Annotated in this window: 22 protein-coding genes; 14 read left to right on the top strand and 8 right to left on the bottom strand. The window is 37.1% G+C overall.

Annotated elements, in window-relative coordinates:
* Positions 1-123 precede the first annotated feature (123 nt).
* Positions 124-441 carry a hypothetical protein gene (locus AACV01_RS02540; RefSeq protein ID WP_237584983.1) on the top strand — a complete coding sequence of 106 codons (318 nt, stop codon included), beginning with the start codon at positions 124-126 and terminating at the stop codon, positions 439-441.
* A 134-nt stretch (positions 442-575) separates the two neighbouring features.
* On the opposite strand, the gene AACV01_RS02535 is transcribed toward AACV01_RS02540, so the two are convergent.
* Positions 576-1,085, bottom strand: coding sequence for a GNAT family N-acetyltransferase (locus AACV01_RS02535; RefSeq protein WP_161682360.1), 510 nt, complete (start codon positions 1,083-1,085; stop codon positions 576-578).
* Positions 1,086-1,239: 154 nt separating this feature from the next.
* Between AACV01_RS02535 and AACV01_RS02530 the strand changes: the two genes are divergently transcribed.
* The 5 genes from AACV01_RS02530 to AACV01_RS02510 all read left to right on the top strand — a co-directional run bounded on the left by AACV01_RS02530 (position 1,240) and on the right by AACV01_RS02510 (position 4,242).
* On the top strand, positions 1,240-1,731 hold the full coding sequence (locus AACV01_RS02530; protein WP_004242988.1) for a hypothetical protein: 492 nt from the start codon (positions 1,240-1,242) through the stop codon (positions 1,729-1,731).
* A gap of 258 nt (positions 1,732-1,989) precedes the next feature.
* Positions 1,990-2,211, top strand: coding sequence for an osmotically-inducible lipoprotein OsmB (gene osmB / locus AACV01_RS02525; protein ID WP_004248092.1), 222 nt, complete (start codon positions 1,990-1,992; stop codon positions 2,209-2,211).
* Positions 2,212-2,752: 541 nt separating this feature from the next.
* The gene (ydfG, locus tag AACV01_RS02520) at positions 2,753-3,502 is read left to right on the top strand and encodes a bifunctional NADP-dependent 3-hydroxy acid dehydrogenase/3-hydroxypropionate dehydrogenase YdfG (protein ID WP_004242991.1); all 750 of its coding nucleotides are present in this window, start codon (positions 2,753-2,755) and stop codon (positions 3,500-3,502) included.
* 97 nt (positions 3,503-3,599) lie between these two features.
* Positions 3,600-3,956, top strand: coding sequence for a DUF1283 family protein (locus AACV01_RS02515; protein ID WP_004242992.1), 357 nt, complete (start codon positions 3,600-3,602; stop codon positions 3,954-3,956).
* A 49-nt stretch (positions 3,957-4,005) separates the two neighbouring features.
* A complete protein-coding gene (locus AACV01_RS02510; RefSeq protein ID WP_004242993.1) occupies positions 4,006-4,242 on the top strand; it encodes a DUF1161 domain-containing protein in 237 nt (78 codons plus the stop codon).
* Between the two features lie 229 nt (positions 4,243-4,471).
* Here AACV01_RS02510 and bioD read toward each other — a convergent pair whose 3' ends face one another.
* The 3 genes from bioD to AACV01_RS02495 all read right to left on the bottom strand — a co-directional run bounded on the left by bioD (position 4,472) and on the right by AACV01_RS02495 (position 7,594).
* Positions 4,472-5,143: a dethiobiotin synthase gene (gene bioD, locus AACV01_RS02505; protein WP_004242994.1), complete on the bottom strand. Its 672-nt coding sequence runs from the start codon at positions 5,141-5,143 to the stop codon at positions 4,472-4,474.
* Between the two features lie 195 nt (positions 5,144-5,338).
* Positions 5,339-6,550: a sugar metabolism global transcriptional regulator Mlc gene (gene mlc / locus AACV01_RS02500; protein WP_004242997.1), complete on the bottom strand. Its 1,212-nt coding sequence runs from the start codon at positions 6,548-6,550 to the stop codon at positions 5,339-5,341.
* Between the two features lie 129 nt (positions 6,551-6,679).
* Positions 6,680-7,594 carry a LysR family transcriptional regulator gene (locus AACV01_RS02495; protein ID WP_004242999.1) on the bottom strand — a complete coding sequence of 305 codons (915 nt, stop codon included), beginning with the start codon at positions 7,592-7,594 and terminating at the stop codon, positions 6,680-6,682.
* 138 nt (positions 7,595-7,732) lie between these two features.
* Between AACV01_RS02495 and AACV01_RS02490 the strand changes: the two genes are divergently transcribed.
* Together AACV01_RS02490 and tus are read left to right on the top strand one after the other, a co-directional pair.
* Entirely contained in the window at positions 7,733-8,998 is a 1,266-nt protein-coding gene (locus AACV01_RS02490; RefSeq protein WP_161682358.1) for an MFS transporter, read from the top strand.
* A gap of 472 nt (positions 8,999-9,470) precedes the next feature.
* Entirely contained in the window at positions 9,471-10,400 is a 930-nt protein-coding gene (gene tus / locus AACV01_RS02485; protein ID WP_004248095.1) for a DNA replication terminus site-binding protein, read from the top strand.
* A gap of 75 nt (positions 10,401-10,475) precedes the next feature.
* Here tus and fumC read toward each other — a convergent pair whose 3' ends face one another.
* Positions 10,476-11,873 (bottom strand): class II fumarate hydratase, encoded by a 1,398-nt coding sequence (gene fumC / locus AACV01_RS02480; RefSeq protein WP_004243002.1) that lies wholly within the window; start codon positions 11,871-11,873, stop codon positions 10,476-10,478.
* Between the two features lie 574 nt (positions 11,874-12,447).
* On the opposite strand from fumC, the gene AACV01_RS02475 reads away from it, so the two are divergent.
* Entirely contained in the window at positions 12,448-14,121 is a 1,674-nt protein-coding gene (locus AACV01_RS02475) for a YdgA family protein (protein WP_004251140.1), read from the top strand.
* Positions 14,122-14,202: 81 nt separating this feature from the next.
* Here the strand turns inward: AACV01_RS02475 and AACV01_RS02470 are convergent, their stop codons facing one another.
* A complete protein-coding gene (locus tag AACV01_RS02470; RefSeq protein ID WP_046334312.1) occupies positions 14,203-15,156 on the bottom strand; it encodes a hypothetical protein in 954 nt (317 codons plus the stop codon).
* A gap of 559 nt (positions 15,157-15,715) precedes the next feature.
* Here AACV01_RS02470 and add point away from each other — a divergent pair.
* Positions 15,716-16,717 (top strand): adenosine deaminase, encoded by a 1,002-nt coding sequence (gene add / locus AACV01_RS02465; RefSeq protein WP_004248098.1) that lies wholly within the window; start codon positions 15,716-15,718, stop codon positions 16,715-16,717.
* Positions 16,718-16,785: 68 nt separating this feature from the next.
* On the opposite strand, the gene AACV01_RS02460 is transcribed toward add, so the two are convergent.
* Positions 16,786-17,772, bottom strand: a complete 987-nt coding sequence (locus AACV01_RS02460) for a bile acid:sodium symporter family protein (RefSeq protein ID WP_004243014.1) — start codon at positions 17,770-17,772, stop codon at positions 16,786-16,788.
* Positions 17,773-17,794: 22 nt separating this feature from the next.
* Positions 17,795-18,838: an oxidoreductase gene (locus AACV01_RS02455; protein WP_036894957.1), complete on the bottom strand. Its 1,044-nt coding sequence runs from the start codon at positions 18,836-18,838 to the stop codon at positions 17,795-17,797.
* A gap of 132 nt (positions 18,839-18,970) precedes the next feature.
* Between AACV01_RS02455 and AACV01_RS02450 the strand changes: the two genes are divergently transcribed.
* From AACV01_RS02450 to rsxC, 4 genes are all read left to right on the top strand, one after another.
* Positions 18,971-19,438, top strand: coding sequence for a DUF2569 family protein (locus AACV01_RS02450; RefSeq protein WP_020945673.1), 468 nt, complete (start codon positions 18,971-18,973; stop codon positions 19,436-19,438).
* Between the two features lie 93 nt (positions 19,439-19,531).
* The gene (gene rsxA, locus AACV01_RS02445) at positions 19,532-20,113 is read left to right on the top strand and encodes an electron transport complex subunit RsxA (protein ID WP_004243017.1); all 582 of its coding nucleotides are present in this window, start codon (positions 19,532-19,534) and stop codon (positions 20,111-20,113) included.
* Positions 20,113-20,739: an electron transport complex subunit RsxB gene (gene rsxB, locus AACV01_RS02440; protein ID WP_004243020.1), complete on the top strand. Its 627-nt coding sequence runs from the start codon at positions 20,113-20,115 to the stop codon at positions 20,737-20,739. The genes rsxA and rsxB overlap by 1 nt, the downstream gene beginning before the upstream one ends.
* On the top strand, positions 20,732-22,404 hold a 1,673-nt coding region (rsxC, locus tag AACV01_RS02435), incomplete at its 3' end, for an electron transport complex subunit RsxC (protein ID WP_161682355.1). The genes rsxB and rsxC, both read left to right, overlap by 8 nt.

Genomic DNA, 22,404 nt, shown 5'->3' with positions numbered 1-22,404 from the left:
CACTTAGTTAAAAGAAGGCTTGATAGGAGGCGTAAGCGCAGTTTCTTGCTTCTCGATAAGTCCCCCCGTTTTATCGCCAAATCAACAAACGGTTATCCCTGAAACTATCGCGTGTTGGCTTCCATGCCTAACGGCATAAAAATTACAATAAAAGCTTATAATAGTCTTGTTAGTGGAAATATGTCTGGAATGCTTTTAAATGGAACAAAATCAAACAATCAATCAGAAGTTTATGTTGTTGCATCATTAAAAAATTTAACAAATCAAACATGTCAAGCGAATGATACAAGTGCCATTAGATTCTTTGATGGTCACTATATACCCAATATGGATAATATAAAATCCTTTAATCAAACTTTTCTATTTGGTCTATGTGCTAATGGCAAAGTTATAGCAGATAAATATTCAGGAGCTGTCGATGTTTCATTTATCGTTGAGTAATTATTCTGATTGAGCAGAAATCAGATATTAAAACCAATATTAACTAAGTTTTTTATTAATATTTATCTAAAGGTATAAATAGTAATTTTACACCTATTTATACTATTTACACCATTTGTTACACCACTTGTAAATTATACAACTTCCCCATTTAATTCTAATATATTTACATTCCAATTTTGACTACCTAATTCACACACCATACCACCGTCATATATAAATTCTTTCTTCTCATTATTCTCAATAAAACGGGTGAGATTTTTCATCGGAATATATCCAGAGGAGAGATAATAAGCATGAGAAACAGCAAATAAAATAGAAAAATTAACAAAATATTCTTTCAGTATAGCATGAGCCCTTTTTATTAATGATGCAGCAACGCCCTTTCCTCGGTATTTGTGAGCCACCACTACACAACTCAATATACCAATGGTTTCAGGAAATGAATCTAGGTAAACATCTCGTAAATAAACAGCTACATGTCCGATAACCTGATTATCATCAATTGCCAGTACCAACTTGTAAGGTATATCAACCTGATAAAAATTACCCTTCATATCCTCAAAAGCTGAATTCTGTAAGGCTATTGCTTGCTGCAGAATTTGTTCACTAACATCTGACCAACTATAACATTCAATTCTCATTTGATTTATCGCTCTTATAAAACCCTTTATTTATTAATGGAATAATGTTAAATAATATTAATTATTTATTCTATTGGTGACCTATTGTTTTTCATTTATACTCCCCTCCATTATAAACATATTTTTATAAAACACCTGTACAAATAGAGGACCAATGGAATATTTAAATACAAAAATTATTATCGGTAGTTCAATCATCGCTTTAGCAACACTGTATTTTGCTATTTATTTAATACTATATCTTATTAAATGCGTTAGGACTCAAACGCCTTTTACTTTAAGAAAAATATGGAAACAATGGTTATTGAGTAGTGTTATTGGTCTAATTGGTGCTTATATTGTACAACTTGGTGATAATCAAAGAAGAAGCGAATTTACCAAAGAAGAGGTTAGCTTTATGAATGAAAATAAAGCATATAGCCAATTTACCTCGGCAGACAAAGATCTCGCGTCAAAAATAACCCATAAATGTACTTACAATTCAGATGCTGTATTTGAACAATGTTTACCAAAAATACTGACTTGGGAAGCAAAAATTTATCAATCATATAATGCACATCGTAAAATTTCTGATAGTGAAGCGATAAAATATACAGAAGAAGAATTACGCGATAAGCATAATTACTGGATCAACAAAAAACGCTAACTACCCGTCTGATCCGTTAGATTTAATAGGCTTAGGATCTGTAAGTTATTTTAAGCCTATTCTTAATATCTCTCATTTTGTAATACAATGCTCATTTTATTAACTAACTTAATCAGATAGTTAGTTATTATTGCCTTTTTAGTGATTTTTAATACGCATTTTAGGAGTATTGCACCCTATTCTTCCCGAATATTCTGATGCCAGTACGATTATGATAGCAGTAACTTTATAATGTTCTTTATACTGGAGCTTATAAAAATGAATATCACGTTTAAGAAAATTGGAACAATGTGTGTCGCTTCTGTTCTGCTTTTTTCACTTGCGGGTTGTTCAAGCATGACAAAACGCGATCGTAATACAGCAATTGGTGCCGGTGCTGGTGCCATAGGTGGTGCAATTTTAACAGATGGTAGTCCATTAGGAACCATTGGCGGCGGTGTATTAGGTGGTGTTATTGGCCATCAAGTTGGTAAAAAATAACTATTAGCGTTATTTACTATGCTAAACTGGGCTTATAAATTTTTATAAGCTCATATTCGAGCAATGACCTATATAGTAGTCATAGTTGCGGGTAAATGATGGTAAGAACGGCTCTATTGAAAATTAAAAATTTGATGATTTGGCTTTATCATCAGTTTAGCGATCTGCTCCATATCGCGGTGACTTTTGTACTCTGTTATTTTTGCTTTCTTTTATCTCCCACACTTACCATCGCCGTTATAGGCGTCGTGATTATTGTTGTAACCATGTTTTTATTAAGCCTATTTGTTTTACCTTAGCTTTTTTATGACACCTCTGTATTAAACCTTCTCTACTGTGACACGAAATAAAAACCCCCTTTCAACCCACTTTGATCAGTAGTGAAAAACGTATAACTCAGTGATGATTAAAGTTAAAAATCTTTTACATTGGCAAAGAACCTTATCTTTCCCCTGATTTATCTCAAAGCTGCATTTTTCAACTTGACTCTTGTTAACGTTCGCTTTTTACTTTCAAAGATTAAAACAATGAGGATAAGTAAATGATTATATTTATCACCGGTGCTTCAGCAGGTTTTGGAGAAGCTATTGCTCGTCACTTTATTAACCATGGACACAAAGTTATTGGTACCGCGAGACGTCTTGATAAACTGCAAGCTCTTCATCAAGAACTGGGCGATCTATTCTATCCTTTACAATTAGATGTCACCGATAAAAAAGCAGTCAGTGAAATTTATCATCAATTGCCAGAACAATGGCGCTCAATTGATGTATTAGTCAATAATGCAGGACTCGCTTTAGGGTTAAGTACCGCTGATAAAGCCAATCTTGATGATTGGGATACTATGATCGAAACTAATAATAAAGGTTTAGTGCATGTCACTCGTGCATTACTACCCTCAATGGTTGAACGCAATGTCGGGCATATTATTAATATCAGCTCAACAGCGGCTTCTTGGCCTTATATGGGGGGAAATGTGTATGGTGCAACCAAAGCCTTTGTTAAGCAATTTAGCCTAGGCTTACGTGCCGATCTTCAAGGTAAAAAAATACGTGTTACTGATATTGAGCCCGGTCTTGTGGGGGGAACTGAGTTCTCATTAGTACGCTTTAAAGGTGATACCGATAAAGTAGAACAAACTTATGCAGGAGCAGATGCGCTTACCCCTGAAGATGTTGCACAGGCGGTTTTTTGGACGGCAACATTGCCTGCACATGTTAATATTAATACGCTTGAGATGATGCCCGTCAGTCAATCTTTTGCCGGATTAAGTGTGCACCGACAAAATTAAACGCACTGAAAACTCATTTTTTGTTAAGGGATCATATATACTTGTTGATATAAAATAGTCATTGTTCAGTGCTACATAATTTTAGAGGATAGCCATTATGATAAATACGTTAACTAAGAAACAAGCAACAAGGACTCTGCTATTTTCACTATTTCTTGGTTTATCCGTGTCTTCTTTTTCTTCTGTTGCAGCTTCAACAAATGTAACCATTAATGGCAATGGCTATGATAATGTTTTAGATAAAGAGCAAGCTCGACAAATGAAAGAAGATTGGGATCAAAAACGCGATCTCCGTAATAAAATCAACCAACGCGAAAAAACTGAGTTTAATAAAATAGATAAAGCTATTGATGAGCGTGATGCTTGTTTAAAAAGCGCCAATATCTATGCTTACTGGGAGCCAGAAACACGTCGCTGTTTAGACAGTAATACTGGTCGCCCAATTAACCCTTAATATAAATAAAACAATGATGTTTTAAAAATCAAGCAAGGAGAGAAATGTTATGAAAAAATATCTATTTGCAGTACTGGCTACATTGTTCGCATTTGCACCTTTAGCCGCAAATGCTGGATGTGATGAAGTCGTTCAAGATATTCAACAAAAAATTGAAAATAATGGTGTTCCTGCAGCTAACTTTACCCTAACAGTGGTTGAAAATGATCAAGTTGCACAGACTGAAGGTAAAGTTGTAGGTACTTGTGAAAATGATTCTAAAAAAATCATTTATACTCGCCATTAATCATTGATTTAATAGAATTAATAGCTAAAAAGGGTACTTTGTGTGCCCTTTTCTTTTTTAACCTAAATAGCGATTAGGCTATTAATATTTAGTATTCATTGTTAAATAAAAAAACACCCAATGAGTTAACCCATTAGGCGTTGATAAGTAATAAGTAAAACTAAATATTAATAGGAAATAAGTTATTGAATAGAAATAACTTATTGTTATTCTCTTTGATTGACCTTAACTAAGCGGGTTGAGCGATTTCTAACTGGCTTAAGTCAAGATAACAAGAGAGATCACGTTCTTCAGGGCGCAATAAATACGGGATTTCACCAATCAATGGGGCTGGAATATGTTGAGATAACCTTTCTACAATTTTTGCATAGTGCGGTAACCCAGGATTAATTCTATTAGCCACCCAACCAACTAATTCTAAACCATCATTAATAATAGATTGCGCGGTTAGAATTGAGTGATTGACACAACCAGGTTGGATCCCAACCACTAGAACAACAGGAATTTTTTCTTTAGCCACCCAGTCTGAATAAAAAGTATTATCATCAAGTAAATAGCGCCAACCACCATTCCCCTCGATAACAACGCATTCAGCTTTTTGGCCCAAATTATTTAGTTCACTTGAAATTTGATGGAAGTCTATTGCATTTTCACTTACATAACAATTTTCTAGCAAAATAGGGTTAATTTCGTCGTAGCGAGCGTCAATAGGTGAGGAATTATGAATAATCTGAGCATCACGATTACGATTACCCTCAACCGTTTCATGTAATTCGGTTGCGATAGGCTTAAAGCCCACTGCTGTTGTCCCGCCACGATTTATTGACTGAAGAAGTGCTCGGGTGACAACAGTTTTACCTATGTTGGTATCTGTCCCCGTAACAAACAAGCGTGTTAACATATAATTTACTTCCGTTATGACAGATAAATCAGGTTTACGAAAAATGACAGAGATTAGAGTTTAGGGTAACACTGTTTATGGTGGCTTGAGTTAGCTCAATTTTTTAGTTAATTGAGTAAAAATAGGGTAATGTAAGTGATCAATTGGCCTACTTCTCTATACAGAATACTTTAATTATACTTTATTGTATTATTATTAGCCTTGCATTAACTCAAGTAATAATGAGCCATTATATAAGGCTTCTTTTACTAGTGATGCCGCTGGCAATGTGCCTTTATTGCGCAATTCTGTTTCTTCAATAACCAAATTATGGGCATATCTAGGTAATACATGGTGTTGGATACTACTAAGGATCAGGGGGAAAAGTGCAGATTTTGCTCTACACAGAGGTGAACCTATTAATATTTTTTGAGGATTAAAAATATTGACCATCACGGCTAAAATAAAACCAAGTCGTTGCGCCACTAAATTAATTATGTCTAATGCTTGTTTATCACCAATTAATACAGCATCACATAACGTTTCTACCGTAATCGGATATTGATTAAGTATTGAGGTGGGATTTTCTTGCGCCAAGTGCTGTGCTTTTTTAATTAACTGAGGGATCGATATTTCCGTTTCTAAACACCCTTTTGCACCACAATAACATTGCGTCTGTGAATCAATAACTTTTGTATGCCCTATTTCGACGGCACTATGGCTGTTTGAATGTAATGTCTTTCCATTAGTCACAACCCCTGCACCGACAATATCATCAATAACAATTTGCAGAATATCGGTGTTATTTTTGGCTGCACCATAGAGTGATTCAGCCATCGTCCAAGCCGTTACACTGTGTTGTAAGAAAACAGCAACACCTGTTTTTTCCTGAATTTTATCAGCCAGCGGAATATCTTGGATAGCATAGTAAGGAGAGCTATAAATAACGCCACTAATCGGATCAACAATTGCATTCATGGTAATACTAATTGCAGTAAGGCGCTCTACTCTTGATTGATAACGTTGAAAGAATGTATCTATTGCAGCAAGGAAATGATGCAAAAAAGCATCACTATTTTGTTTAGGAAAGTCGAAGGTATCTTCAACAACTAATTGATTATCAAGCTCTCTTAAACTAAAAAGTAGGCTACCATTATTTACTCGAATACATAAAAATTGCCACCCTTTGCTCTCTAACTTTAAACCAACAGCCGGCCGTCCTCGAAATCCCAAACCAGGAAATTCTGTTTCATGAATAAGGTGTGCTTCGACTAATTCTCGCGTAATTTTAGTAATACTGGCAGGCGCAAGTGTTGCTTTTTTAGATAATGAGATACGAGAAATAGGACCATGTTCATCAATTAATCGAAAAACAGTGCCAAGATTAAATTGTTTTACATGATCAATATGGCTAGGCGGGATCCCCATTTCATCTTATCCTTAATAAAAAAGCCGTAATTAATTCGAAGCTCTAAATAATTATTTTTCGATTATGTCGTCAGTTTGTGATAATTGTACAATAATTACATAAAAATCGTGATGGAAAGCACATATAAATCAAGATTTTTGATCTTCTAAGATATTTTTTAGCAATAATTGAGTCAACCTGTTGGCCGCAGCGGGGATCGTTCGTTTGTTATGAGAAACTAACCATACTTCAGAGAAAGCATTCGAATTAGCAAAATGCAGATAATGCACACCATCAACTTTCATGCGGGTAAATGATTTTGTCACAATAGAAATCCCTAATCCGGCAGCAACAAGCCCCAAGATGGTCATCGCCTCTCCGGCTTCCTGTGCTATCGTTGGTGTAATTCCCGCAAGGCTAAGCAATTGAATAATTTCATCATAAAGCGCCGTTCCTACATCTCGCTCAAAAAATACAAAAGGATATTGCCCAATATCTTGAATATTTACGCCTGTTTCTTTGTATTCAAGTAAAGGATGCCCTTCATAAACTGCCAAAATAAAAGGTTCACGAAATAGGAGCTGGTGGTGCAAATTATCAGGTAACACCGTATTACGCATAATTCCCAAATCAATGTGGCCAGTTAATAATGGTGATATCTGCTGTTTGGTATTCATTTGATGCATATGAATACCGACTTCAGGATAATTTTCCCTAAATTGACGCAAACTTAACGTAACCAAATGCATAAAAGGTGTTGTTGAGGTAAAACCAATTGAAATTTCACCTAATTCTCCTTTTTCCATTCTTGATGCTCGTGTCGCTACCGCCTTAACTTGTGCCATAATTTGATAGGATCCTTTTAAAAACATTTGTCCTGCCGGGGTTAACGAAACAGAGCGATTGGTTCTTTCGAGTAAACGAGCCCCTATCTCACTTTCTAAGGCTTGTATTTGCTGACTTAAAGGAGGTTGGGAAATATTTAATCTCTCCGCTGCCTTACCAAAATGTAATTCTTCAGCAACAGCAATAAAATAACGTAAATGGCGAAGTTCTATATTCATAATTTGTATTATTCGTTTATGTAAATGCCCAATGATACTTTAAAAGTCTTATTGCTAATGATTAATATATTAGACAAAAAAATCAAATGTTTCTAACATTGATATAAATCAAATTTAAGTATTGGATAGCCACTTTTTATGGACACTCATGAAATAAGCAGTAAAAACATGGCCCTAAAAGAAGATGTTTCTATCAACACCACTTCTAAACCAAACAGTCCGAAACACTATATCCAGCGTGATGACGCGCTTTATATAAAAGTGACAGTGTCATTTTTTATGGTTGGTTTAGCCACTTTTGCATTACTCTACTTTGTGCAACCTATCTTACCTATCCTATCAAAAGAATTTTCAGTCACCCCAGCAACCAGTAGTCTTGCTTTATCGCTTTCTACAGGTCTTATGGCTTGTGGTCTATTGATTACAGGGCCTCTTTCTGATGCGTTTGGTCGAAAAAATGTGATGGTTATTGCGCTATTTTGTGCGGCTTTTTTCACACTATTAAGTGCCATGATGAATAGCTGGACGGGAATTTTAATTACACGAGCACTCGTAGGGCTATCACTTAGTGGTGTTGCAGCCGTTGCGATGACCTACCTTAGCGAAGAGATCCATCCTGCTTATCTAGCCTTATCTATGGGGCTTTATATTAGCGGTAACTCTATTGGTGGTATGAGTGGCCGTGTTATTACTGGTGTTTTGAGTGATTATTACTCTTGGCGTGTGTCTGTGATTATTTTAGGTATTTTTGCCCTTGTTGCTGCTATCATTTTTTGGCGAATATTGCCGACATCACAACATTTTAGGCCAGCAACCTTAAAACCACGTAATCTTCTTATCACAACTAAATTGCATTTTAGAGATAAAGGACTCCCTCTTCTTTTTATTGAAGGTGGCTTGTTAATGGGAGGGTTTGTAACTTTATTTAATTATATTGGTTATCGCCTATTAGATGCACCTTATTCATTAACTCAAACAACCGTTGGTTTAATTTCAATTGTTTATTTGAGTGGAACTTATAGCGCATCGAAAGCAGGCTTATTAACCTATAAATATGGATTAGGTAAAGTGTTTATTGCCGGTGTTTCTATGATGCTAGCGGGTATATTAATTACACTATTTGACTCTCTGGCAATTATTTTTATAGGTATGCTTATTTTAACTACCGGTTTTTTTGCTGCCCATGCGGTAGCAAGTAGTTGGGTTGGACGTCGAGCTAAACGAGGACGTGCGCAAGCCTCTTCTCTTTATCTATTTACCTATTATGCAGGCTCGAGTATTGCGGGAACACTAGGTGGGATCTTCTGGGTCAATTTTGGTTGGCTTGGTGTTGGTTTGTTTATTGCTTTTTTAATGTTAACCGCACTATTAATCGCACTGCGCCTTAATCGAATAGCACAATAAAAAGTCATAATTTTCTGTCTGTTAATTTATAAAAACCTATTGATAATAAAGAAAATTGTGACTTTACTTTGCTTTTTTTAGTATGGAGTCTCTATTTTGAAAAGGACAACAACCATGACTTCAATAAAATTACCAATAATACTAGCAACACTATTATTTACATCTATATCTGTTGCCACAGTAGACAACTGTCCACCGACTAAGCCAGATTGTGTAGACGAATATACAGCTTTTCATTACCCTCCTGAAGAAGATTAAAAATAAAACCAAGCTAGCTTAAAAAAACCGCATATAACGATATTTAAGAAAAATATCATCAACAAAGTACCCTTTTATCGCTATACTGTATAAATAAACAGTATAGCGTAATTTTTTAATTTTCACCCTACTAGACGATATACATTCCACTGAAGTTTATGTATTGTTTTTAATAACGGCTAATTGTATGTTGTAACTAAATAAGGTTATAGAGATGAGCAAATATGATGCAATACAGCGATTTAATCTCTGTTTTCAACAACTTGAAACAGAAATCAATGCTCTTACCGATTTTCTTCGTCAGTTAAAGCAACTTCCTTCTGCGGTTTTTGAATTACCTGAGGTAAGTAAAGAAGATGAACATGATGAGATAACAAATGTTACAGTGTCACCTAGTTATGATCTCGATGCTTTAGAACTCTCTTTAAAATTAATGACCAATCTCTTTATCTATGATAATGCCCCACATGTCAGTAGCAAGCGTGCGATACGTTTACCGGGGGTACTCTGTTTTAGTGTCAGCAATCCTGTATTTAAGAATGTAAAAACACAAGTAGAGAGCATTAATTCATTAAAAAAACAGCTTTCAGATATTGTGACGAAAGAGTCTGGTATTTCGAAAGAAGAACGTTTTGATTTTGTCCATAATCAGCTAAAAGGCTTAATTACACTTAATGCTTATCGCACCCTCACCCTACTTTCTGATCCTGATACAGTACGTTTTGGCTGGGCCAATAAAAACATTATAAAAAACTTAACTCGTAATGATGTGTTAGCTCAGCTAGAAAAAAGTCGAGAAGCCAATCGCGCCGTACCTCCTTATACTAGTGAACAATGGGCTGAACGTATTGATAAAGAGATAATGACCCTTTCACAACTCCCGGAAAATGCCAAATTAAAAATTAAGCGTCCAGTGAAAGTCCAACCTATTGCCAGAGTTTGGTATTCAGAACAACAAAAACAGGTACAATATGCTTGTCCCCTACCATTATTAGCTTTCTATATTGATAAAGCGTCGGATTTTAAGCCCATAATAGGTGAATTAGCTGATTATGATGTGAATAATATTCAAATTCGCCATCGCCCTAAAGCCAAAAAGTTACAATTAATTATTCCACGCTTACATTTATATCTTGAAAAATAAGCAATAGATAAAAAATCCCGCTATCTGGGATAGCGGGATCCAATATTGTACTAGATAAAATAAGCGTATAATTGCTTATTTTTTCATACTACCAACCATATCTTCTGGACGTACCCAGCTATCAAATTCTTCTGCTGTCAGGTAGTTCAGTTTCAGTGCAGATTCTTTCAGCGTTAAGCCCTCTTTATGAGCTTTCTTCGCGATCTCTGCAGCTTTGTCATAACCGATATGGGTATTTAATGCCGTAACCAGCATTAAAGACTCATGCAATAATTTATTAATACGCTCACGGTTTGGTTCAATACCAATAGCACAATGCTCGTTAAAGCTACGCATACCATCAGCCAATAAACGCACTGATTGTAGGAAGTTATCAATAATCATTGGGCGATATACGTTCAGTTCAAAGTTACCTGAAGCACCACCGATATTGATAGCAACATCATTACCCATAACTTGAGCGCACAGCATGGTCAACGCTTCACACTGAGTTGGGTTCACTTTACCTGGCATAATGGAGCTACCTGGCTCATTTTCTGGAATAGAAATTTCGCCAATACCGCAACGAGGGCCAGATGCTAACCAACGTACATCATTAGCTATTTTCATTAATGAGGCAGCTAAACCTTTTAACGCACCATGAGAATGAACCAGTGCATCACAGGTTGCTAATGCTTCAAATTTGTTAGGAGCCGTGACAAATGGCTGACCTGATAATTCAGCGATACGTTTAGCAACGCGAACTGCGTACTCAGGATGTGTATTTAATCCTGTACCAACCGCCGTTCCGCCCAACGCAAGCTCACACACATGAGGAACTGAATCTTCGATATGTTTGATATTATGCTCAAGCATCGCCGCCCAACCGGAGATTTCTTGACCTAATGTAAGTGGTGTCGCATCTTGCAGGTGAGTACGACCAATCTTGACGATATCATGGAAAGCTTCTGCTTTCTCTTTAAATACTTTCAGTAATGATTTTAATTCCGGCAGTAAATCCTGACGTAATGCGATAACAGCAGCGACATGCATGGCCGTTGGGAACACATCATTTGAACTTTGACTTTTGTTAACATCATCATTCGGATGAATTTTGCGTTCCATGCCACGGATACCACCTAGTATCTCACTACCACGGTTAGCTAACACTTCATTCATATTCATATTTGATTGAGTGCCAGAACCGGTCTGCCAGATTGCTAATGGGAATTCAGTTGGGTGTTTACCTGCCAGCACTTCATCAGCAGCAGCAATAATTGCATCTGCACGTTCTTTAGGTAATAACCCGAGATCCATATTGACACCGGCGGCGGCTTTTTTGGTTAAAGCAAGCGCGTGGATCAGTGCAACAGGCATTTTTTCTACTGAAATACGGAAGTGTTCTAGAGAACGCTGCGTTTGAGCTCCCCATAACTGGTCAGCTGGTACTTCGATTTGTCCCATTGAGTCTTTTTCAATGCGAGTGGCTGCCATTTCAATCTCCTTAAGTACACAGAATAATTGATTAGTTCCGAATTACTTTCTAGTAAATAACTCGGATACAGCTATCATGCCATAAATAGAATAATAAATATGAGAGCTAAAGCGAGCTTATGAAATTTATAACAGAATGAAATTGGTTGATTTTTCTGATTAAATGAGGTTGGCTCACGATAATATTGGTGTTTTTGCTCTCTATTTATAACCATATTAATTACAAGCTTTTATTCTGTATCATAAATACAAATATGGCTTAAATAAATATACTTTTAATCCAAAAAAGACCAAAAAACGACATTTTTATCTTTAATTGCCTTATTTAAGTTATCTATAATTATTTCTCTTTAAACTCATTGTGTTAGCTTATAACTAAGTAAGTTCTGATTGCGTTCTTATTTCACTAAATCTATATTTACAGAGAATATAGATAGCAATTAATATACGCTAATTATCTATATTCATATTCAGAGTATTGATAACCAAAACCAATTTGTTGGATTGTTTAAGGGTAGCAAAACAATCTTAAGAACGTATGCTACGAAGCATACACAGAGGATGGACTAGAATTATGAAGAAATCGCTTGTCGCTGTTGGTGTTATTGTTGCACTAGGTGTTGTTTGGACCGGTGCGTCATGGTACATGGGCAGTAAAATTGAAAGCCGCTTACAGGAAGAAACCAAACGCACTAACGTTCAATTAGCGCAACTCGCTAAAGAAAGCCAATTAGGTGCGGATATTAAACTTGAAATTCGTGACTATAAGAAAGGCGTCTTTACTTCTACTGCTGATCTTGCGGTTGTGATTTCAGAGCATGCCAAATCAGATGAAGATAAAAAAGTAGAAGAAGTGCTCTTTAAGACGGATATTGACCATGGGCCATTCCCTCTTTCTGATATTGCTCAATTTAATCTAGCTCCTAAGTTAGCAGCAATGAATAATACTTTAGTGAATAATGAGACCACTAAAGATCTATTTAAGTTGACCAAAGAGCCATCATTTATTGATATGCACTCTTCTTTATCGTTTGATGGCAGTGTATCGGGTAAAGTTAACATAAATCCTATTAATTACAGCAAAGAAGGTAGCCAGTTAACAACATCTGCGTTTCAGATTGATTTTTCTTCCGATAAAAATGCAACAAACATCTCAACAGCAGTAAAAGGTGATGAAGTCATTGTTAAGAAAGGTAATGATGAAACCTTTACGCTGAAAAATATTGCAGGCTCTGTCGAAGGAACTAAAGTTAAAGACGATCAATATCTATTTGATACACAAACACTGAACTTTGGCGATATTACCTTTACGAGCCAAGATAAGTCATCTAATTTCACTTTAAAAGATACTTCTCTTGCTACTAAGAGCCAAATTAAAGATAAATTATTCTTTATCACTCAAGATTATAGTTTTAAATCTCTTAATGTTGGTGGTTTTGATTTTGGTGCGGGTAAATTTGCTTACTCAATTGATAAAGCAGACCCAGATGCGATGTTGCTATTAACAAAAGTTTATAACAGCACCTTCTTACCTTGGAATCAAAATAAATACGATAATTCAGCGATGATTGAGCAAGCTGTACGTGATGTTTTGGAAAAAGGTTTAGTATTCCGTATTGATGAAGCATCGCTTACCAATAGCAGTGGCGCAAGTAAACTAAACTTTAAGTTAGATTTAAATGCGTTCAATGCTGATGCACTGAAAAAAGAAGACAAGGCGCCTTCAGTTCTGTTTAATGAATTGTTTAATAATATCGATTTTAATATCGATCTTTCTGTACCAATGCTAACGGAGTTCCGTAGTACCACACAATACCTTGATGTTATGCGTTATTCTGAAAAAGGCTTAACAGACGAAGATAAAGCTGAAATTCAGAAAACAACCGCTAACGACATGGCACAGTTAAAAACTGAATTACAGCAAAATATCAATCAAATTTCTCAAGACGAGAAAGATGCTCTGCCATTGATGCTGTTATCACAAGACGGTAATAAACTGTCTTTAAACCTGAACTATGCTGCTGATAAATTTACTATGAACGGTAAAACTTACAGCTTTGATGAGTTTATGGAAGTAACACAAGCCCCTCAAATGTTAGGTTTAGCGGCGATGTTATTCGGTGCGGGTGCTTCTTCTTATGATTATGATGACTCTGATTATCCTGAATATTCAGAAGAGCCAGATCAAAATGATGCAATAGAAGAGCCACAAATTGAGATCCCAGCAGCACCTGCTGAAAACAATTAATTTTAGTCACTGATAACATACAGTCACTAATCAATAAAGCCCCCTATCACCATTCTTATGATAAGGGGCTTTTTATTGTTATTAACAATCACAATTAGGCTTAAACACTTCGCGTGTGCCCCAATCATCTTTACAACATGAATCAATCGCTTTATGCATTATTTCTGCAAGGGTATTAACTGTTGATATAATAGTAGAGAGCTCTTCACAAACATGACGACACGTTGAATTATCTTTATTCAGATCAGGAAGTTTAGGTAATGTTAAACTGTCACATAGAATTTCTTGCAGAACTAAAGAAAAATTAGCGATACCTGTTGTGTATATATAAGAGCGTCCTCCCGTCATCTGCGCTAAGCGCACATACTCTTTCGTGATGTTATCTCTATCAGCAATAGTAGGAAAGCGATCCACATTAGAGGGATCATCATTAGGCGTTCCCTGATAAGTATATACTTTTACTTTTTCGCTTCTAGCAACCACTATTGCCTCATTGTTTTTAAGCACAGCGGCTTGTGTTAATACACCTCCGCCACCTTCCATACCTTCATCACCTAAGACAAAAATTGCTCGACGAGCGCCATCTCGCCAATCGAAATATTTACACACATCAATGACGGCTCGGCATAAATCTTCTTTATTTCCAGCATGATCTCGTCCATCAGCCTCTTTAAATGGCGCTCTTGCTTGTAGTTTGTGAGCAGATACACCTTGTGTCATTAAATAGTCAGTCACTGAGCGATCGAACTTAGTATTATCCCACGTACCTTCTATTCCTAAAAAAGTGACTCTTAAACTTGATGGGCAACGTCCTAATGCCTTTTGAACAGCATCATCTATTTGTTGACTTAAATCAGAAGATTCATCAGCCATTGAGCCACTCGTATCTATTACCACAACTAAATCTAAAGCAACATTGCCATCTCCTGTCTCCATTTGTGAACTTAAAGTAGGGTTAGCAGTTGGTGGCGGAATTATTGGTTTAGCTATTTGTTTATTACTATCATTATTTATTAAACTATTTTTTCCATTCATATTCTCGCTCCAATATATGCAATATTAAAAATAAAGTGATTAGCCTTTTTCTCGCAAAAATATATTATGATTTTATTTTGTTTGTTCACTTCCTTATTAAATATAATAGATTTGTTATTTTTTAATATCCCAATATTATTAACAATAATTAATAAAACAATCACTTTATTTATAATTAGATAATCAGCCCTTCCGCTAATAGACATTCTTAATTCTTACTAACACCTATCAGTATATCTGATAGCTTATATCAAAAACTATGATATATTTGTTTTTAAAGGAAAAATTACATTTTCAGCCAAGTTGATAAGAAGCATCAACTATACTGAAAAATAAAGATAATAAATGTACAGTATTAATTTAAAAATAATTTTTATCATCGAAAAATACAAAAAAAACGCCTCTTTATGTATTAAAAATAAACAACTTCAGTTTAATTTATAGTGAATCAATTGAAAATCATTCATAATAATAGGCAATTTATTACTTTATTCCCCTTAAAAGAAAGTCACCATAACAAGTGGATTTTCATTATTATTATTAAAAAGGAAAATAACACGTGATTGACACACAGTTGCCTTTAACCGATTTGCACCGCCATTTAGATGGAAACATCCGTCCGGAAACAATTTTAGATTTAGCGCAACAACATAATATTGCCCTACCTGCCTATGAGCTAGAAACATTGCGCCCACATGTGCAGATAACTAAAAATGAGCCTAGCTTAGTGAGCTTCTTACAAAAGCTAGATTGGGGCGTTGCCGTACTCGCCGATTTAGACGCTTGTCGCCGTGTTGCTTATGAGAACGTCGTCGATGTTGCTAATGCGGGTATTGATTACGCAGAATTACGCTTTTCACCTTACTATATGGCCATGAAGCATCAATTACCGATTGAAGGTGTTGTTGAAGCAATTATTGATGGTGTACAAAGTGCCTTACACACTTATGATGTTGAGATCCGTTTAATCGGCATCTTAAGCCGTACTTTTGGTGAAAATGCCTGCCAGCAAGAATTAAATGGTCTATTAAAACATCAAGATAAAATCACCGCACTTGATTTAGCTGGCGATGAATTAGGTTTCCCTGGGCATTTATTCCAACCTCACTTTAATCGTGCTCGTGATACTGGCTGGAAGATCACCGTTCATGCAGGTGAAGCGGCTGGTGCCGAAAGTATTTGGCACGCGATTAAAGAATTAGGGGCAAGTCGTATTGGTCACGGTGTTAAAGCCATTGAAGATCCCCGTTTGATGGATTATCTCGCAGAGCACCAAATTGGTATTGAATCTTGCTTAACCTCAAATATTCAAACCAGTACTATTGCCTCTTTAGCACAACATCCTCTTAAGAAGTTCTTAGAGCACGGTATTATCGCCTCACTCAATACTGACGATCCGGCCGTGGAAGGTATTGAGTTAAAACATGAGTATACTGTTGCTGCTCCTGCGGCGGGTTTAACCGCAGCACAAATTCGCCAAGCACAAATTAATGGTCTTACTATGGCTTTTATTAGCCAAGCTGAACGTGATGCATTAATTAAAAAAGTGAGTTTAGGTTAATATTAACGAAAAAATACCGCCTTATTGCTAAGGCGGTATTTTTATCTTTTGCTCTATTTTTACAGTGACTACTGATGGTGTTTTTTAGCTTGATTAGCATAACGCTGAGCTAATATGGCACAAACCATTAATTGAATTTGATGAAATAGCATCAGCGGTAATAGCATGATACCCACCGTTGCTGCGGGAAATAGTACATTTGCCATGGGAACCCCATTCGCCAAGCTCTTTTTCGAGCCACAAAATACAATCGTGATTTCATCGGCTTTATTAAAGCCAAGCCATCTTGCACTATAAATATTAATAACAAGTACAATAGCCAGTAATACACAACTGACAATGGTGATAGTTAATAATGACCAACCGTCAATTTTATGCCAAATACCTTCAACGACGGCTTCACTAAATGCAACATAAACCACCAGCAAAATAGAAGAGCGATCGGTTCTATTCACTAACATCTTATGATTATCAACCCAACGGCCAATTAATGGACGAGATAAATGACCGATAATAAAAGGCACCATCAGTTGTAATAAAATAGATTGTATCGCCCCCGCAGTATCAAAATGCTCAGCAGAGCCTTGTGTTTCCATTAAAAAACCCACCAGCACAGGGGATAAAAATACCCCTAAAATGCTTGATGCTGATGCACTACAGATTGCCGCGGCTACATTACCACCGGCAACAGAAGTAAAGGCAATAGCGGATTGTACTGTCGCAGGTAAAGCACAAAGATATAAAAATCCCATATAAACGGTAGGTGACATCCAGTCAGGCACCATAAACTGTAGTCCCAACCCTAGTAATGGGAATAAAACAAAAGTACTAGCAAAAACCACTAAATGTAAGCGCCAATGACCAAGTCCTGACAATATTGCTTCTCTAGAAAGCTTTGCCCCATGCAAAAAAAACAATAAGGCAATCGCAGCCGTAGTGAGATGTTGAAAGATGACTTTTATCTCACCTTGCGCAGGTAATAATGTTGCGAGTATGACCACCAAGATCATAATCATTAAAAAAGAGTCAATTTTTAGCTTTTGCCACCAAGACATGGTTTTCGTCACTCCCTAATGTTTACAGCTTAATTGTGGTTTTTGATTGATTTGAAAGGCTACCGGCTTCAATTAAACGCATAACATTAATGGCTTGTGACACAGTAACAGGACTCTCTTCACCAAATGCAATCGCACGATAAATTTGCTGATAATAAGCGGGATAATTACCTGATAGAGTCGGTAACTTTGTTGTTACTAATTCACCACTCTCTGTCGATAATGTTAATTCACCCTCTTGAGGATCAGCCCCCCAGTTATACATTTCCGTCGGAAGATAACCCGCTTTTAATGCATCTTCTTGGGTATCTAAACCATATTTTACATAACTGCCTTTGGTCCCATGAATAGCAAAAATAGGCGTAGGTGAGGCAACCAACATAGAGGCATGTAAAATAACTTTCAGATGACCATAGTCTAATAGTGTATGAAAGTAGTCAGCATTTTTAGCATTAGGGCGCAACTGAGCAATATCAGCAGTGATTGCATAAGGTTGACCAAAAAGACATACCGCTTGGTCTAGTAAATGAGGAGCCAGATCATACCAAAGCCCTCCACCAAGTCCGGCATCTTCACGCCAACGTTGGCGCACAGCGGGTCTAAAACGATCGAAATGCGCTTCATAGGCACTGACTTCACCTAATGTTTTATCGGCGAGTAATTTTTGAACGGTAAGAAAACCGGCATCCCAACGACGATTATGAAAAACTGAGAGTAATCTCTTAGCTTCTTTCGCTTGTTGTGCCAATTTTTCTGCTTCATCGAGTGTCAAAGTAAAAGGTTTATCGACAACAACATGCTTACCGTTTTTTAAGGCTTGTGAGGCGTAGGTATAGTGAGTGTTATTAGGTGTTGGAATAACAATTAAATCGATGTCTGGATCATCAATCAGTCGTTGTGGGTTGGCATACACCGTAATATTAGGAAAATCAGCGATAACTTTACTTTCATCAGAGCTTGAAATGGCTGATAGTGTTAACCCCTCAGTGGTACAGATCAGGGGAGCATGAAAGGTTTTACTTGCATAACCATAGCCTATAATCCCCACGTTTAAATTTTTTGTCATAACCCTATCCCGCTTTTATCTTTTTATTCTATAAATAAAAAATGACTTTCACTTCTACAGCTAAATAAATAATAACAAAGTTTGTGATAATATCTCGTTTAGAACTTAGTATAATAGTAGGATCTTTGATTAATGAAATTAAAACCTCAGACAAACGTTTTGCCCGAGCATTCCCCTAAAGCCCCTATTACGGGTTGGTTACTTGCCCCTTTGGCTTATTTGCTGTTGTCGATAGTGGGCTTAGGTTTAATGTCTGTTTTATATTTAATACGATATTTTTCAGATTTTTCGATTATCCACCAGCTACCTTTTCATGTGGTATCAAGCTGGTATCTTTCCGTGTTAACAACATGGGCGATGTTTGCATTTACCGCTTATTTATTAAGACAGTTCTTTTACCGCGCTAAAAATTTTCCTCGTTTATTTATTATTTGGTTATTAATTAACTTATTGTTGGCGATAAAAAGTTTCGGTTTTGCCCCTGTTGATGATCAAACCGCAGTTAAGTCACTATTATGGGCCGTTATGGCAACTGTCTGCTTTGTGCCTTATATCAAATATGCTAAGCGTGTCCGTGAAACTTTCACACAAGATCGATAACTTCATACATTTCAGCTTGATATTATACTCGCCCGTTTAGCCTCTTTATTTTATGAGGCTTTTTCTCCATTTTTTAACAATTTTGGCATAGCAATGACTGATTACTTGCTTTTATTCGTTGGTACCGTCTTGGTGAATAACTTTGTACTCGTCAAATTCCTCGGTTTATGCCCATTTATGGGTGTATCAAAAAAATTAGAAACCGCGATAGGAATGGGGTTTGCGACAACGTTTGTCATGACGATTGCCTCTATTAGCTCTTGGCTAATGGATACCTTTATTTTAGTTCCCTTAGACTTACTCTATTTACGTACACTCAGCTTTATTTTAGTGATTGCTGTTGTGGTGCAATTTACAGAAATGGTCGTAAGAAAGACGAGTCCAACGTTATATCGTCTATTGGGGATTTTCTTACCTTTAATTACCACCAACTGTGCCGTATTAGGGGTCGCGTTACTGAATATCAATCAATCACATACCTTTATGCAATCAGCAGTATATGGTTTTGGTGCTGCGGTAGGATTCTCCTTAGTTATGGTGTTATTTGCAGCCATTAGAGAAAGACTGGCTGTTGCCAATATTCCTGCTCCTTTCAAAGGCTCTTCTATTGGCTTAATTACTGCGGGTTTAATGTCTCTTGCCTTTATGGGTTTTAGTGGTTTGGTGAAACTGTAATGAATTCTTTATGGATAGCAATTGGTGTACTGGGTGTACTAGGGCTTCTATTCGGCCTGATTTTAGGTTATTCCGCTCGTCGCTTTAAAGTAGAAGAAGATCCTATTGTGGAAAAAATTGATGCCATATTGCCACAGAGTCAATGTGGTCAGTGTGGTCATCCTGGTTGTCGCCCTTATGCAGAAGCGGTAGCTAATAATGGAGAAATGATTAACCGTTGTGCACCGGGTGGTGAACAGGTTATGTTAAAAATTGCCGAACTGATGGGGGTTGATCCACAACCACTTGACGGTGATGAAGAAGCATTAAATCCGGTGAGAAAAGTGGCTTTAATTGATGAAGACAACTGCATCGGGTGCACAAAATGTATTCAAGCATGCCCAGTGGATGCCATCGTCGGCGCTACTCGTGCAATGCACACCATAATAGAAGATCTCTGCACAGGGTGTGATTTATGTGTTCCACCTTGTCCAACAGACTGTATTACTTTAGTTCCTGTGAAAATGACGACCTCTAATTGGAAATGGGATTTAAATACTATCCCTGTAAGAAATATTCCTGCAGAGCCAGAAGAAACACCCGAAGATGAACCGTCATTAAAGACGGAGGATAACGCTCATGTTTAATCTCTTTTCGTTATTTAAAAAAGATAAAATTTGGGATTTTAAAGGCGGCATTCATCCTCCCGAAATGAAATTACAATCAAGTCGCACGCCTATGCGTATAGCCCAGTTACCGGATGAGGTTACCATCCCTATTCATCAACACTTAGGTACTCCTGGGCAACTTTGCGTTAAAGTGGGTGATCATGTTTTAAAAGGCCAAGCCTTAACTCGTGGTGTAGGAAGAACATTACCTGTTCATGCTTCTATATCAGGTACGGTCACGGCAATAGAGCCATTTCCAAGCACTCACCCTTCTGGTCTGCCTGAAATTGCAGTGAAAATTGTCTCTGATGGTAAAGACGAATGGCGAGAAAAATCACCGCTAGTTGACTATCAATCACAAAGTAAAGAGGTATTGCTTACCCGTATTCATGAAGCAGGCATTGCTGGATTAGGGGGAGCGGGTTTTCCAACAGCCACAAAATTAAAAGGTGGTGGTGATTTAGTTAAAACGCTCATCATAAATGCCGCTGAATGTGAGCCTTATATCACAGCTGATGACAGACTTATGCAAGAGCACGCAGATGAAGTTATTGCGGGTTGTCAGATATTAATGCATATACTGTCACCGGATGAAGTGCTGATTGGTATTGAAGATAACAAACCTGAAGCTATTGCCGCCTTAAAACAAGCATTAGCAGCACTCACAAATGAAAAACGTATTTTTATTCGGGTGATCCCTACCAAATATCCATCTGGAGGCGCTAAACAGTTAACCAAAATATTAACGGGCAAAGAAGTTCCTTCTGGCGGTCGCTCCTCTGATATTGGCGTATTAATGCAAAATGTGGGGACGGTAGTGGCAATTAAACGTGCCATTATCGATGATGAACCTTTAATTGAACGTGTCGTCACCGTAACTGGACAAGGGGCTAAAACCCCAGGCAACTTTTGGGCGCGTTTAGGTACTCCTATTTATGCACTTATAAAACAAGCAGGCTTTGTTGCTGGCTCTGAGCAGATGGTCATTATGGGAGGGCCTTTAATGGGCTTCACCTTACCTGACTTAAATGCCCCCGTTATAAAAATTACTAACTGCTTATTAATTCCCTCTCCAGAAGAGATGGATACAGATAATGTTGAAGAAGCTTGTATCCGTTGTGGTCAATGTGTTGACGCCTGCCCTAGTGGTTTACTACCACAACAACTTTACTGGTTTAGTAAAGGGAAAGAGCATGAGAAAGCGCAACAACATAATTTATTTGACTGCATTGAGTGCGGGGCTTGTGCTTTTGTCTGCCCTAGTAATATTCCATTAGTGCAATATTACCGCCAAGAAAAAGCAGAAATACGAGAAATTGATGCGGAAGCTAAGCGAGCGGCTGAAGCTAAGGCTCGCTTTGAAGCGAAAAAAATCCGTATGGAACGAGAAAAGTTTGAACGTGAGGCAAGACATCAACGTGCTGCAGTTAAGCTTGATGATCACCAACAAAATGAAGTGCAATCTGCACTTTCTCGTGTAAAAGAAAAACATAGCATTGGCAAAATTATTGCTGTTAAAGCAGGAGAACAACCTGACAACGCAGCGGCTATTGCTGCACGCAAAAAACGTAAAGAAGAAGCCCGAGCAAAACAAGCTGCTAAATTGGCACAACAGGTACCACAAAATACCCATACCACCGCCGA

Origin of the sequence: Proteus sp. G2609 (assembly GCF_963896135.1) — a bacterium.
GTDB lineage: Bacteria > Pseudomonadota > Gammaproteobacteria > Enterobacterales > Enterobacteriaceae > Proteus > Proteus mirabilis.
Note: the sequence above shows the minus strand (reverse complement) of the source record. Positions and strands in the feature narration are given on the sequence as shown.

Coding starts and splice junctions, on each gene's coding strand:
- rsxB (WP_004243020.1), top strand. CDS start 20,113: ATGAATTCTTTATGGATAGCAATTGGTGTACTGGGTGTACTAGGGCTT.
- AACV01_RS02455 (WP_036894957.1), bottom strand. CDS start 18,838: ATGACAAAAAATTTAAACGTGGGGATTATAGGCTATGGTTATGCAAGT.
- AACV01_RS02470 (WP_046334312.1), bottom strand. CDS start 15,156: ATGAATGGAAAAAATAGTTTAATAAATAATGATAGTAATAAACAAATA.
- osmB (WP_004248092.1), top strand. CDS start 1,990: ATGAATATCACGTTTAAGAAAATTGGAACAATGTGTGTCGCTTCTGTT.
- bioD (WP_004242994.1), bottom strand. CDS start 5,143: ATGTTAACACGCTTGTTTGTTACGGGGACAGATACCAACATAGGTAAA.
- tus (WP_004248095.1), top strand. CDS start 9,471: ATGAGCAAATATGATGCAATACAGCGATTTAATCTCTGTTTTCAACAA.
- mlc (WP_004242997.1), bottom strand. CDS start 6,550: ATGGGGATCCCGCCTAGCCATATTGATCATGTAAAACAATTTAATCTT.
- AACV01_RS02515 (WP_004242992.1), top strand. CDS start 3,600: ATGATAAATACGTTAACTAAGAAACAAGCAACAAGGACTCTGCTATTT.
- AACV01_RS02495 (WP_004242999.1), bottom strand. CDS start 7,594: ATGAATATAGAACTTCGCCATTTACGTTATTTTATTGCTGTTGCTGAA.
- fumC (WP_004243002.1), bottom strand. CDS start 11,873: ATGGCAGCCACTCGCATTGAAAAAGACTCAATGGGACAAATCGAAGTA.
- AACV01_RS02450 (WP_020945673.1), top strand. CDS start 18,971: ATGAAATTAAAACCTCAGACAAACGTTTTGCCCGAGCATTCCCCTAAA.
- AACV01_RS02530 (WP_004242988.1), top strand. CDS start 1,240: ATGGAATATTTAAATACAAAAATTATTATCGGTAGTTCAATCATCGCT.
- rsxA (WP_004243017.1), top strand. CDS start 19,532: ATGACTGATTACTTGCTTTTATTCGTTGGTACCGTCTTGGTGAATAAC.
- AACV01_RS02460 (WP_004243014.1), bottom strand. CDS start 17,772: ATGTCTTGGTGGCAAAAGCTAAAAATTGACTCTTTTTTAATGATTATG.
- ydfG (WP_004242991.1), top strand. CDS start 2,753: ATGATTATATTTATCACCGGTGCTTCAGCAGGTTTTGGAGAAGCTATT.
- AACV01_RS02490 (WP_161682358.1), top strand. CDS start 7,733: ATGGACACTCATGAAATAAGCAGTAAAAACATGGCCCTAAAAGAAGAT.
- AACV01_RS02510 (WP_004242993.1), top strand. CDS start 4,006: ATGAAAAAATATCTATTTGCAGTACTGGCTACATTGTTCGCATTTGCA.
- AACV01_RS02540 (WP_237584983.1), top strand. CDS start 124: ATGCCTAACGGCATAAAAATTACAATAAAAGCTTATAATAGTCTTGTT.
- AACV01_RS02475 (WP_004251140.1), top strand. CDS start 12,448: ATGAAGAAATCGCTTGTCGCTGTTGGTGTTATTGTTGCACTAGGTGTT.
- AACV01_RS02535 (WP_161682360.1), bottom strand. CDS start 1,085: ATGAGAATTGAATGTTATAGTTGGTCAGATGTTAGTGAACAAATTCTG.